Annotated in this window: 14 protein-coding genes; 11 read left to right on the top strand and 3 right to left on the bottom strand. The window is 62.5% G+C overall.

From position 1 onward, the window contains the following. Positions 1 to 2 precede the first annotated feature (2 nt). The 3 genes from ACJJVH_RS07890 to ACJJVH_RS07880 all read right to left on the bottom strand — a co-directional run bounded on the left by ACJJVH_RS07890 (position 3) and on the right by ACJJVH_RS07880 (position 2,054). Positions 3 to 806: a helix-turn-helix domain-containing protein gene (locus ACJJVH_RS07890; RefSeq protein WP_412065036.1), complete on the bottom strand. Its 804-nt coding sequence runs from the start codon at positions 804 to 806 to the stop codon at positions 3 to 5. Beyond that, entirely contained in the window at positions 803 to 1,168 is a 366-nt protein-coding gene (locus ACJJVH_RS07885; RefSeq protein ID WP_112797760.1) for a nuclear transport factor 2 family protein, read from the bottom strand. The genes ACJJVH_RS07890 and ACJJVH_RS07885 overlap by 4 nt, the downstream gene beginning before the upstream one ends. Positions 1,169 to 1,268: 100 nt before the next feature. Then, entirely contained in the window at positions 1,269 to 2,054 is a 786-nt protein-coding gene (locus ACJJVH_RS07880; protein ID WP_112797758.1) for a TSUP family transporter, read from the bottom strand. A gap of 150 nt (positions 2,055 to 2,204) precedes the next feature. Between ACJJVH_RS07880 and ACJJVH_RS07875 the strand changes: the two genes are divergently transcribed. The 11 genes from ACJJVH_RS07875 to ACJJVH_RS07825 all read left to right on the top strand — a co-directional run bounded on the left by ACJJVH_RS07875 (position 2,205) and on the right by ACJJVH_RS07825 (position 12,316). Then, a complete protein-coding gene (locus tag ACJJVH_RS07875) occupies positions 2,205 to 2,609 on the top strand; it encodes a cobalamin biosynthesis protein (protein WP_113393907.1) in 405 nt (134 codons plus the stop codon). Between the two features lie 162 nt (positions 2,610 to 2,771). Further along, positions 2,772 to 3,731 carry a nucleoside hydrolase gene (locus ACJJVH_RS07870; RefSeq protein WP_112797754.1) on the top strand — a complete coding sequence of 320 codons (960 nt, stop codon included), beginning with the start codon at positions 2,772 to 2,774 and terminating at the stop codon, positions 3,729 to 3,731. Between the two features lie 274 nt (positions 3,732 to 4,005). Then, positions 4,006 to 4,854, top strand: coding sequence for a uroporphyrinogen-III C-methyltransferase (gene cobA / locus ACJJVH_RS07865; RefSeq protein ID WP_412065035.1), 849 nt, complete (start codon positions 4,006 to 4,008; stop codon positions 4,852 to 4,854). Further along, the gene (locus tag ACJJVH_RS07860) at positions 4,851 to 6,158 is read left to right on the top strand and encodes a cobyrinate a,c-diamide synthase (RefSeq protein ID WP_412065034.1); all 1,308 of its coding nucleotides are present in this window, start codon (positions 4,851 to 4,853) and stop codon (positions 6,156 to 6,158) included. The genes cobA and ACJJVH_RS07860 overlap by 4 nt, the downstream gene beginning before the upstream one ends. Further along, on the top strand, positions 6,155 to 7,153 hold the full coding sequence (gene cobD / locus ACJJVH_RS07855) for a threonine-phosphate decarboxylase CobD (RefSeq protein WP_412065033.1): 999 nt from the start codon (positions 6,155 to 6,157) through the stop codon (positions 7,151 to 7,153). The genes ACJJVH_RS07860 and cobD overlap by 4 nt, the downstream gene beginning before the upstream one ends. Beyond that, positions 7,150 to 8,130, top strand: coding sequence for an adenosylcobinamide-phosphate synthase CbiB (gene cbiB, locus ACJJVH_RS07850; RefSeq protein WP_112797747.1), 981 nt, complete (start codon positions 7,150 to 7,152; stop codon positions 8,128 to 8,130). The genes cobD and cbiB overlap by 4 nt, the downstream gene beginning before the upstream one ends. A 120-nt stretch (positions 8,131 to 8,250) precedes the next feature. After that, positions 8,251 to 8,679 (top strand): L,D-transpeptidase, encoded by a 429-nt coding sequence (locus tag ACJJVH_RS07845; RefSeq protein WP_412065032.1) that lies wholly within the window; start codon positions 8,251 to 8,253, stop codon positions 8,677 to 8,679. 221 nt (positions 8,680 to 8,900) lie between these two features. Beyond that, positions 8,901 to 9,179 carry an acyl carrier protein gene (locus tag ACJJVH_RS07840; RefSeq protein WP_069613139.1) on the top strand — a complete coding sequence of 93 codons (279 nt, stop codon included), beginning with the start codon at positions 8,901 to 8,903 and terminating at the stop codon, positions 9,177 to 9,179. A gap of 123 nt (positions 9,180 to 9,302) precedes the next feature. Further along, the gene (locus ACJJVH_RS07835) at positions 9,303 to 9,776 is read left to right on the top strand and encodes a 3-hydroxyacyl-ACP dehydratase FabZ family protein (protein ID WP_112797744.1); all 474 of its coding nucleotides are present in this window, start codon (positions 9,303 to 9,305) and stop codon (positions 9,774 to 9,776) included. A 43-nt stretch (positions 9,777 to 9,819) separates the two neighbouring features. After that, positions 9,820 to 11,025: a beta-ketoacyl-ACP synthase gene (locus tag ACJJVH_RS07830; protein ID WP_113385569.1), complete on the top strand. Its 1,206-nt coding sequence runs from the start codon at positions 9,820 to 9,822 to the stop codon at positions 11,023 to 11,025. Between the two features lie 10 nt (positions 11,026 to 11,035). Beyond that, positions 11,036 to 12,316, top strand: coding sequence for a beta-ketoacyl-ACP synthase (locus ACJJVH_RS07825; RefSeq protein ID WP_112797740.1), 1,281 nt, complete (start codon positions 11,036 to 11,038; stop codon positions 12,314 to 12,316). Positions 12,317 to 12,328: the final 12 nt, after the last annotated feature.

The raw sequence follows: 12,328 nt of genomic DNA, 5'->3' as shown, positions 1-12,328 counted from the left end.
GTTCAGCGGCCCGGCAGCATCGCCTTCAACGCCTCCGCGGTCTGCGGGTTCGCGGGAAAGAAGGATTCGATCGCAAGCTCCGACAGGGTGACATCGACGGGCGTTCCGAAGACGGTCGTGGTCGACAGGAAGGACAGATGTCCCGCCGCGGTGTCAAGTTCCAGAGGTACGGCGATACCGGCAAAATCCCGGTCCGGCGCCGTCGATCTGGACGTGGCCGGGGCAGAATAGGCCGACAATTCCTCCAGCAGCCTTATCAGCACAGGGTCGCCCGTTGCCGATATCTGCTGGCGCAGCCGTTCGAGCAGATGCGCGCGCCATTCGGAGAGATTGGCGATGCGGGGCGCCAACCCCTGCGGATGCAGGCTTAGCTTCAGCACATTGATCGGCCCTTCGGTCAGCGAGGGGTCGGCCACGCCAGCGAGCAGCGGGGCGATGGCGGCGTTGGCGGCGACCAGTGTCCAGTGCCGGTCGACAGCCAGGGCCGGGAAGGGCTCGTGGCCCTTCAGCAGCATGTCGATGGCGCGTCGCGCCGGCGCCAGCGCCGGATCGTCCAGCTTGCGTTCGGGAAAGACTGGAGCAAATCCCGCTGCGAGAAGCATCGGGTTGCGCTCGCGCAAGGGTATGCCGAGCCGTTCTGCGAGATGCATCAGCATCTCTCGGCTTGGCAGTGCGCGCCCGCTCTCGAGGAAGCTTAGGTGTCGTTGCGATATCTCGGCTTCGAGGGCGAATTCGAGCTGGCTCAGCCGGCGTCGCTGCCGCCATTCGCGCAGGTAATCGCCCAGAGAGCGGACCGGGCTCATCATGCGGCAGCCGGAAGCTGATCGATGAAGCCGTGAACGGACTTCAGCCGGTCGCCTTCGAGGATGGCGAAATCCGTCCCCTTGATCAGCGGTTCGGCATCGACCGGACCGAAGCCCCAGGAGAAACGGAGATTGTCGCCATGGCGGTCGCCGTCCGTGATCAGGCTGAAGCGGAAACCGGGAAAGCGCTCGTGCGCCGCCGTGACCAGCGCATGGATCTGCTCGCGATCGTCGGCGCGCATCATCGGGTCGATATAGCTGCAGGACTCCGTCCATGCCTCGGCGATGAGTGCGCGCCGGCGTTCGGCGTCGGCTTCGTTCCAGATGGCGATATAGCGTTCTGCAATGGTAGTCGCATCAGTCATCGGTCAACTCCCTTGGATCGCCTGAACCGTTCAGGCAGGGCGATCATCGGCGCGTACCGAAGCACTATCAATTACGTCAGAGGTAATCAAAGGCCCGTTGTTACAGGCCGAGCCAAAGCCGGACGGGATGAGCGGGGTCCGCCAGCAGCTTGACCGCAAAGGCGATGCAGACGACGACCAGCAACGGCTTGATCAGCTTCGCGCCGATGCGCATGGCAAGCCGCGAGCCGACCTGGGCGCCGAGGAACTGGCCAAGCCCCATCGTCAGGCCGACCTTCCAGAGGATGGCGCCGGAGAAGATGAAGACGATCAAACTGCCGAGATTCGAGCCGAAATTGAGCAGCTTCGTATGCGCCGTCGCCTTGAGCAGACCGAAGCCGGCGAGCGTCACGAAGGCAAGCATCAGGAACGAACCGGTTCCGGGTCCGAATGCACCGTCGTAGAAGCCGATCAGCGGCACCAGCGTCACGCCGAAGAGACCGGCGCTCATGCGGCGGTGTTTTTCCACATCGCCGAGATTGGGCTTGATGGCGAAATAGAGCGCGATGGCGATCAGCAGGAAGGGCAGGGCTATGCGCAGGACTTCGCTCGGCATGACGGTTGCCAGCATGGCGCCGAGCATGCCTCCCATGACGGCCATTGCGGCCATCGGAAGCTGTTCGCGAAGCTCGACATGCCCCTGCCGCGCATAGGCGATCGTCGCCGAGGCCGCGCCGCAGATCGATTGCACCTTGTTCGTGCCGAGCGTTTGCAGCGGCGGAATGCCGGCCAGCAGCATGGCGGGCACAGTCACCAGCCCGCCGCCGCCGGCGATGGAATCGACGAAACCGGCAAAGAAAGCGGCGGCAAAGAGCAGAAACAGGATCTGAAGGGTAATGTCTTGCAAGGCGGGGAACTCTGGGGCGGGAAACCAGCGGCCTTCTGGCACTTCATTTGCCGCAATGCAATCCGCCTGAAAGCATACGGCGGAAAATTGACGGCCCGGAAAGCGGGGGCTACATCTGCCGTGTGAGTTGTTGCCGCTGGGGAGTCGAGCATGACGGCACATGTCAATTCCGATCGCCGCTATGTTCTCGGCCTCGGCTGCGAGCGCGGTACGGACTGGAACGATGTGCTTCTGCTTGCGGAGCGGGCCTTCCGGGAAATCGGAATCGAAAGCGGGCAGGTCTTGGCCGTGGCGTCGATCGATGCGCGCATGGAAGAACCGGCCATCCTCGATACGGCGGCGCATCTTCGCCTGCCCGCGCGATTCTTCGAGGCAGCCGTATTGGAGCGGGAGACGCCCCGGCTGAAAAATCCCTCCGAGGTCGTCTTCGCCCGTGTCGGTTGTCACGGAGTTGCCGAAGCAGCGGCACTTGCGGCGGCGGGTCCGGATGCGGAGCTTGCGCTTCCGAAGATCAAGTCCAATTTTGCCACGGCGGCGATTGCCAGGATCGCCTGAGAATGGAATTTCCCCCGCAAACCTCACAAATGCCGCATGGGACGCCGCGGCGGCATTCCGCCGCCGTCCGTTCTCGTGTATGCCGGTAGTTCAAGCATGATCCGCGACGGGAGGAATTTTCCGGAAGATCAAGCTTATTCAGTATGTTCGTAAGGAAAAATCATGCATAAGGTCATTTATGATACGGATCCGGGCGTCGATGACGCCATGGCGCTCCTCTTCCTGCATCGTCACCCGGATATCGACCTTCTCGGCGTGACGACGGTTTTCGGCAATGCCTCCGTCGACACGACGACACGCAACGCGCTGTTCCTCAAGCGCGAGTGGAATATTCCGTGCCCGGTCGCGCGGGGCGCAAGCGTCACTTTCGATCCCTCGCGACGCGAGCGTCCGTGGCCGACGATGGTTCACGGCCATAACGGCCTTGGCGATATCGACGTGCCTGACACGATCGACCTGCCGGCCGATCCGCGCCCGGCCTACCAGTTCATCATCGACACCGTTCGCGCCCATCCCGGCGAAGTCACCCTGGTCGCGGTCGGCCGCATGACCAATCTGGCCCTGGCGCTGAAGCACGATCCCGAAATCGCCTCGCTCGTGAAGGACGTGGTGATCATGGGCGGCAATTTCTATGTGCCGGGCAATGTCTCTCCGGTTGCCGAAGCCAATATTCACGGCGATCCGGAAGCAGCCGATTTCGTCATGACGGCAGCCTGGAAGGTGGTCGTGGTCGGTCTCGACGTGACGGCGATCACGACCATGAGCCGCAGCTATCTGGCCGATATGGCCAAGGCTGGCGGACCTTCGGTTCAGCTGCTGTCGGATCTGTCGCAGTCCTATATCGATTTCTACAAGCACGCCGTCGAAGACGGCATGATGGTCCATGACAGCTGCGCCTGCGTCTATGTCGTCGCGCCCGAGCTGTTCGATACGATCGAGGGCGCGGTTCGCGTCGTCTGCGGCGGCATCGCCGATGGCCAGACGATCGTGAAGCCGAACGGCCGTCATTTCCCGCCGGGCGATTGGGACAATCTGCCGAGCCAGATCGTCTGCACCGGTATTCGCTCGCAGCAGGTCGTCGATCTGATCCGCGACGTGATTCTGGGCAAGGTGAAACACTGAGATCCACGCGACGGGGGCGATCGAGTCCCCGTCGTACTTCTTTCGATTTTTCATATGGTTGTTCGATTATCCGGATATATCGAATCCGGAAGCCAGTACGGCCCGTCCCCTGTTTTTCCGCGAACTGTCGCCGCTGGCAAAGCCCATAGCGCGTCATCGCCGCAGTTCAGACCTTGTGTCGCATATTATCGGCAATGGAACGACCTCGGGATGCGCCTGCCTTATCCCGTTCTCAACATTGCAATTTCAGCCATCCGGGCATAGGACACAGGGGATGAACGATAGCGCTTTTTCCAATCTGCCGGCTTTGGAGCCGGGCTCCGTCTGGCTCGTCGGCGCCGGGCCGGGAGATGCCGGGCTTTTGACCTTGCTGGCCGCCAAGGGGCTGGCGGAGGCGGATATCGTCGTGCACGATGCGCTCGTGAACGACGACTGCCTCAAGCTTGCTCGACCGGGCGCGGTGCTGGAATATGCCGGCAAACGCGGCGGCAAGCCATCGGCCAGCCAGCGGGACATCTCGCTGCGGCTGGTGGAACTGGCGCGGGCCGGCAAGCGGGTTCTGCGCCTCAAGGGCGGCGATCCCTTCGTTTTTGGACGTGGTGGCGAGGAGGCACTGATGCTTGTCGAGCACGGCATTCCCTTCCGCATCGTGCCCGGCATTACCGCCGGTATCGGCGGGCTTGCCTATGCCGGCATTCCCGTCACGCATCGCGACGTCAATCATGCCATCACCTTCCTGACCGGACACGATTCCTCCGGCCTCGTGCCCGACGCGATCGACTGGGAAGCGATCGGCAGGGGATCGCCTGTGATCGTCATGTACATGGCGATGAAGCATATCGCCCAGATCAGCGCCAACCTCATCGCTGCCGGCCGTTCGGCCGAGGAGCCCGTCGCTTTCGTCTGCAATGCCGCGACGCAGTCTCAGCAGGTGCTCGAGACGACCCTCGGGCGGGCGTCGGAGGATGTCGAGGCTTCCGGTCTCGAACCGCCCGCCATCGTCGTCGTCGGCGAAGTGGTGAAACTTCGGCCGTCGCTGGATTGGCTCGGCGCTCTTTCCGGCCGCAAGCTTCTGCCGGCGGTGGAACGGCATGGCGAAGGCGGACGCAAGGTGTCGGCATGAGCGGCTTCCTGATCGCTGCACCCTCTTCGGGCTCCGGCAAGACGACCTTCACGCTCGGTCTTTTGCGGGCGCTGCGGAACCGGGGTGTTGCGGTCGTTTCGGGCAAGGCGGGGCCAGATTATATCGATCCCGCCTTTCACGCGGCGGCGGTAGGCTCGCCCTGCCTCAATTTCGATCCCTGGGCCATGCGTGCGGAACTCATTTCCGCTAATTCCGCGCTTCATCGCGCCGGCGGGCGGATGCTCGTCATCGAGGGAATGATGGGCCTGTTCGACGGCGCTGCCGATGGTACGGGGACGCCTGCCGATCTCGCCGCCTTTCTCGGCCTCTCCGTCGTTCTTGTTGTCGATGCCTCCCGCATGTCGCAATCGGTTGCGGCTGTCGTCAGCGGTTTTGCCAACTTCCGCGCCGATATCCGCATTGCGGGCGTCGTGCTCAATCGCGTCGCCAGCGAAAGGCATGAGAAGATGCTGCGTCAGGCGCTGGATGTGGTGCGAATGCCCGTCATTGCCGTCATTCGCAACGACCCGGGCTTGAATCTGCCGGAACGGCATCTCGGCCTGGTGCAGGCCGGCGAGCATGAGGCGCTGGAGAATTTCATCGAGGCGGCGGCGGATGTCGTCGCCAAGGGATGCGATTTCGGGTTTCTTTTGCGGGCAGCCCAGCAGAATATCGTGCGTCCGTCGGCGGCGAACATCGCGCGGCTGATGCCATTCGGCCAGCGGATCGCCGTCGCGCGGGATATCGCTTTCGCCTTCTGCTACGAACATATGCTGCTCGGTTGGAAGCGCCGCGGTGCCGAGATTTCCTTTTTCTCCCCGCTGGCGGACGAGGCGCCACCGGCCGATGCGGACGCCATCTACCTGCCTGGCGGCTATCCGGAACTGCACGCGGGAAAGCTTGCCTCCTCCCGGCATTTCAGCGAGGGCGTGAAAGCCGCCGCCGCGCGCGGGGCTCGCGTCTATGGCGAATGCGGAGGGTATATGGTGCTTGGCGAGGGACTGGTCGATGCGGCCGGCGCCCGCCACGAGATGCTTGGCCTCTTGCCCGTCGTCACCAGCTACGAGAAGCGCCAGCGCCATCTCGGCTATCGGCGCGTGACGCCGCTTGCCGGGTCCTTTTTCGACAAGCCGATGACGGCGCACGAGTTTCACTATTCTACCGTCGTATCGGAAGGCGAGGCGGACCGCCTGTTTGCGGTCCGGGATGCGCTCGATGCCGATCTGGGCGTGGCAGGCTTGCAGCGCGGCAATGTCGCGGGCTCCTACATGCATCTGATCGATCTTTCCGGAGATGCCTCATGACGAACAGGATTGCGCATGGCGGCGGCATTACCGCTGCGGCGCGTCAATATGGCGGGCGTCCGGAGGAGTGGCTGGATTTGTCGACGGGTATCAATCCCCATCCCGTTCCTTTGCCCGACATCCCCGTTGCGGCGTGGCACAGGTTGCCGGATCAGTATTTGCAGGAGCGGGCGCGGGTAGCGGCGGGGCGCTATTACCGCAGCGGCGATCTTCTGCCTTTGCCGGTTCCGGGCACGCAATCGGTCATTCAATTGCTGCCCAGGCTCGTAGCCGGCAGTCGCGTGGCGATCCTGTCGCCGACCTATGGCGAGTATGCGCGCGCCTTCACGCTCGCGGGCTTGCAGGTGCGTCAGGTCTCGACGATCGCGGAACTCACAGCCGAGGACAGATTGGTCGTTGCCGTCAATCCCAACAATCCCGATGGGCGGACGTTGCAGATCGACCAGTTGCGGGAGTTGCACGAGAGGCTGCAAAGGCGAGGCGGCATCCTCGTCGTTGACGAGGCTTTCGGCGATATCGAGCCGGCGGCCAGCATGGCGCCCTTCGCCGCCTCGATGCCAAATCTTGTTATCTTCCGCTCCTTCGGAAAGTTTTTCGGTCTGGCCGGCCTGCGTCTCGGCTTCGTCATTGCCGAGAGTTCCATCATGACCCGTTTCGAGGACTGGCTCGGCCCCTGGGCGGTCTCCGGCCCTGCGCTCTCGATCGCGGCGTCGCTCATGGAAAGCGACACGAGCGCTATCCGGAACCGTATCCTTCAACGACATTCGGCGCTCGAGACGGTTCTGCGCCGCTCCCGTCTCCATGTCGCCGGAGGCACGGCGCTGTTTGCGCTGGTTGCAGACGACCGGGCCGAGGGCATATATACGCATCTCTGCCGTCATCACATTCTGGTCCGCAAGTTCGATTATGCGCGCAACTGGCTGCGTTTCGGGCTGGCTCCGGATGAGGAGGCGGACCAAAGACTCGCCGGGGTATTGGAGGATTATTCGACATGACCGCCGACGAACATTTGCTCATTCTGGTTCTTGCATTGCTGCTCGACCGCATCGTCGGCGATCCCGACTGGCTTTGGCAGCGTTTTCCGCATCCGGTCGTGCTGTTCGGCAAGGCGATCTCGTCCTTCGACCGCCGGTTCAATGCGAGGCATCTGCCGGGCGTGCTTCGCCGCCGCAACGGGATCATGTCGATCGTCGCATTGCTGATGGGGGCGATTATCGCCGGCTGGGCGGTCCACGGATTTCTCGCTTTCTTCGGCTGGCTCGGCATTCTGGCCGAGGCGGTGCTCGTGGCGGTCTTTCTGGCGCAGAAGAGTCTTGCCGATCACGTCGCGGAGGTGTCGCGGGCGCTGCGTGACGATGGCCTGGAGGGCGGGCGGCTTGCCGTCTCGCGCATCGTCGGTCGCGATCCCGAGACGCTGGATGAGCCAGGCATCTGCCGCGCGGCCATCGAAAGCCTCGCCGAGAATTTTTCCGACGGCGTGGTCGCTCCCGCGCTCTGGTACGGCGTTTTCGGCCTGCCGGGTCTTTTCTTCTACAAGATGCTGAATACCGCCGATTCGATGATCGGCCACAAATCCGAAACCTATATCGATTTCGGCCGCGCCGCCGCGCGCCTCGACGATATCGCCAACTGGCCGGCCGCACGGCTCTCGATCCTGCTGATCGCCGTCGGCGCTCTGGCCAAGCGGGGGATCTCCGCGCTCGGAAACGCGATCCGCATCGGGGTCCGGGACGGCGGGCTGCACCGTTCGCCCAACTCCGGCCGGCCGGAAGCGGCGATGGCCGGCGCGCTCGATATCCAGCTTGCCGGGCCGCGCATCTATGGCGGGGAACTCGTGCGTGAGCCTATGATCAACGGCGCGGGCCGCGACACGGCGACCGTCAGCGATATCGAAGCCGGCATTTCCATCTTCTATTCCGCATGCTCGATGCTGGTGCTTCTCGCCTTCGTGGGATTTCTGCTGCTGCTGTGATGCTCCGTTATATTAACAGATCGCTCACTATACGTATTAATTTGGTATAATTGGCATGCTGATAAGCTTCTCCATCGTCTGAATTGCTTCACGACGAAGCAAACAGTCGGAGGGGACAAGATGAAACCTGCCGTATTGGCTGTAGCAGCCTGTCTATGCATGCAATTTCATACTGTTTCGGCGCATGCCGGAACGGTTCTTGCCGTGGTCGATCTTCGATCGCAAACGATGACCGTTTCCGAGGATGGAGCTTTCCGGTATCGCTGGCGGGTGTCGACGGCCCGCAGAGGCTACGTGACGCCCATCGGCTCTTACACGGCCAAATGGCTCTCCAGAGACCATCGCTCGAAGAAATACGACGATGCGCCCATGCCCTATGCCGTATTCTTCAACGGCGGCTATGCTATCCATGGCACCTATGAGGTAAGGCATCTTGGCCGGCCGGCGTCGCATGGCTGCGTGCGGCTCGATACGCGCAACGCCGCGACCTTCTTCGCCATGGCGGCGGATGCGGGGCTTCGCAATACGCGCATCGTGATCAGCGATTGATCTTTTGCCAAGGCGCCGGTTCGCGCCGTTGCGGTCGGGCCGCAATGCTGCCGCATCTTGCGCGCATGTCGCCATGATTCCGCAATTATGACGCAAGTGTCATTTTGCTGTTTGCGCAACAGTGCTTTACCAAATTGCCGGGGTTTCTGGCGGAAACCATTGGCTTTTGGAATGGATTTCCCTATGAGGGGGATGAATTATTATTTCAAGAGGTATGGGCAGTGACTGCTACATTTGACAAAGTTGCCGACATCATCGCTGAAACCAGCGAAATCGACCGTGATACGATCACTCCGGATAGCCACACGATCGACGACCTCGGCATCGACAGCCTGGACTTCCTGGATATCGTCTTCGCTATCGACAAGGAATTCGGCATCAAGATCCCGCTCGAGCAGTGGACGCAGGAAGTCAACGAAGGCAAGGTTTCGACCGAAGAATACTTCGTTCTGAAGAATCTCTGTGCCAAGATCGATGAATTGCGCGCCGCCAAGGGCTGAGCATCATCCTTGCATTTTTTTGACGCCCAGCCGCCCCTGAATATGGCGGCCGGGCGGTTTCATTCTTAAATAGCGTATCCCGCCCGGAGCATCCTGCGCTGCCGGGTAGGAGCGGAGGCATTGATGCTGCTGGAATATTTCCAGATGATCGACAGGATCGAATCCGTCGATCTGTCCAAGGGCCTGTTGAAGGCGCATTCCGTCGTTCCGGCGAAAAGCCCGGTTTTCGAGGGCCACTTCCCAGGCATGCCGCTCGTTCCCGGCGTTCTTCTCATCGAAACGATGGCGCAGGCCTCGGGCATGCTGGTGCTCGCGGCGACGAAATTTGCCTACATGCCGTTCCTGATGTCGGTCGACGGTGCGAAGATGCGGACCTTCGTCGAGCCGGAAGCGGAACTCGATATCGAAGCCGAGCTGGAGCACGACGGCTCGGGCTTTGCCGTCACCAAGGCGCGCATCGCCATTGCGGGAAAGAAGGTCTGCGATGCGCAGTTGAAGCTGCGCACCATGCCGTTTAATGAGGTGCCGCTCGCCGATATCGTGCGCAAGCGGGCAGGGGAAGTCGGGCTTTTCGACGCCATCGCTGCCAACGGTTGATGCTGCCGGCGTGCCCGGCATCGCATTCGAAGAGGATTGATGAATGAGCAAGGCTCAGAATGATGTGGTGATCACGGGTATCGGCGTCGTCACTTGCCAGGGTGTCGGCAAGGATGCGCATATGGCCCTGCTGACTGCGGAGAAGGCGCCGCCGATCATCGTCGAAACCGAGAAATTCAAGCCCTATCCCGTGCATCCGCTGCCTGAGATCGACTGGTCGCAGCAGATTCCGAAGCGGGGCGATCAGCGGCAGATGGAAAACTGGCAGCGTATCGGCGTCTTCACCGCCGGCCTGGCGCTGGACGACGCCGGCTTCAAGGATGACATGGAAGCCTGCGGGACGATGGACATGATCGTCGCGGCAGGCGGCGGCGAGCGCGACATCAATGTCGATACGCTGATCGTCGACGAGGGCCTGAAGCGCAACGACCGCGAATTGCTGCTGAACGAGAAGCTGACGACCGAACTGCGGCCGACCCTGTTCCTGGCGCAGCTTTCGAACCTGCTCGCAGGCAATATCTCGATCGTTCAAAAGGTCACCGGCTCGTCGCGCACCTTCATGGGCGAAGAGGCTGCCGGCGTTTCGGCGGTCGAGACCGCTTTCCATCGCATCAAGTCGGGCGAATCGAGCCATGCGCTGGTGGGCGGCGCGTTTTCGGCCGAACGTCTCGACATGATCCTCCTGATCGAGTCCATTAACGCGCATGCTGTCGGCGACTGGCATCCCGTCTGGTCGCGCAAGCCGGAAGACGGCGGCGGGATGATCATGGGCTCGCTGAGTGCCTTCCTGGTGCTTGAATCGCGCGCTCACGCCGAGGGCCGCGGCGCGCATATCTACGCGACGATCGATTCCGTCGAGGGCGACCGCGGTCGCCGCGACGAGGGCAAGTTCGAAGCGCGGCTTGAGCGCATGCTGGCGCCCGCCAAGCAAGAGGCAGGCGAGGGGACCATCGTCTTCTCCGGCACGACGGCGATCCACGACCTGGCCCAGCGCGAGAAGGCCGTGCTGGAGGCCCAGCTTCCGGGTTCGGCCATTCGTGCTTATTCCGGCATTTCCGGCCATGGACTCGAAAGTCAGTTTACGCTCGGGCTTGCCTTCGCGGCACTTGCCGTCGCCAACAGGGCCAAGGTGCCTCCCTTCGATGCCGAGCATGAAAAGCCGATGACAACGGGCGCACGCAAGGCCGTGGTGACGACCGTCGGCCATGCGCGCGGCGAAGGCATCGCCGTACTTTCCGCTGAAGCGTGAGGAACAGGATATGACCGCTTATAAGGATCATCTCGGACGCCCGATCGTCGCCGTTACCGGCATGGGAATCATCACGTCATTGGGGCAGGGGCTGCAGGACAACTGGAACGCGCTTTCGTCCGGCACCTCGGGTATCCACGACATCACGCGTTTCCCGACCGACGGGCTTTCGACGCGTATCGCCGGCACGGTGGATTTCATCGATATTCCGGCGCCGAACGCCGTCGAGCGCTCTTATGCCTTCGCGCGTGAAACAACTATCGAGGCTCTGGCGCAGGCCGGCCTCTCGGGCGATTTCGATGCGCCGCTTTTCCTGGCCGCACCGCCGATCGAGCCGGAATGGAGTGCCCGCTTCGCGCTTGCCGACCGTTCGCCGCCGGCAGATCATCAGGGTGACGCCTATGAGCGTTTCCTCGCTGCCATGCGCCAGCGTCCCGATCCAGCCTTTCATGAGGCAGCCCTTTTCGGCGCCATTTCCGAGCGTCTTGCCGACCGCTTCGGCACGCGCGGCCTGCCGGTTACGCTGTCGACTGCCTGTGCCTCCGGCGTGACCGCGATCCAGCTCGGTATCGAGGCGATTCGCCAGGGCCGCACCACCCGCGCACTTACCGTTGCGACCGACGGTTCGCTCAGCGCCGAGGCGCTGATCCGCTTCTCGCTGCTGTCGGCGCTGTCGACGCAGAACGACCCGCCGACCAAGGCTTCGAAGCCCTTCAGCAAGGACCGCGACGGTTTCGTCATAGCGGAAGGAGCCGCGACGCTGGTGCTGGAATCGCTGGAGGCGGCGGTCGCACGCGGCGCAAAGATTCTCGGCATCATGAAGGGCGCCGGCGACAAGGCGGACTCCTTCCATCGCACGCGCTCTTCGCCCGACGGCGGCCCGGCCATCGCGACGATCCGCGCCGCCCTGGCCGACGCGGGCATGGAAGAAACCGATATCGGCTACATCAACGCCCACGGCACCTCGACGCCGGAAAACGACAAGATGGAGTATGGCGCCATGTCCGCCGTCTTCGGCGAGCGGCTTCCGACCATTCCGGTTTCGTCGAACAAATCGATGATCGGCCATACGCTGACGGCCGCAGGCGCCGTCGAGGCGGTGTTCTCGCTGCAGACCATGCTGACCGGAACGCTGCCGCCGACCATCAACTACAACAACCCCGATCCGTCGATCATCCTCGACGTCGTGCCGAACAGCAAGCGTGAGACGCAGGTGAATGCCGTTCTTTCGAACTCTTTCGGGTTCGGCGGCCAGAACGCCAGCCTTGTCATGGCGCTTGAACCGGCTTAATCGGACTTTTGA

The organism is Rhizobium sp. SYY.PMSO (assembly GCF_046840415.1).
Lineage (GTDB): Bacteria > Pseudomonadota > Alphaproteobacteria > Rhizobiales > Rhizobiaceae > Rhizobium.
Note: the sequence above shows the minus strand (reverse complement) of the source record. Positions and strands in the feature narration are given on the sequence as shown.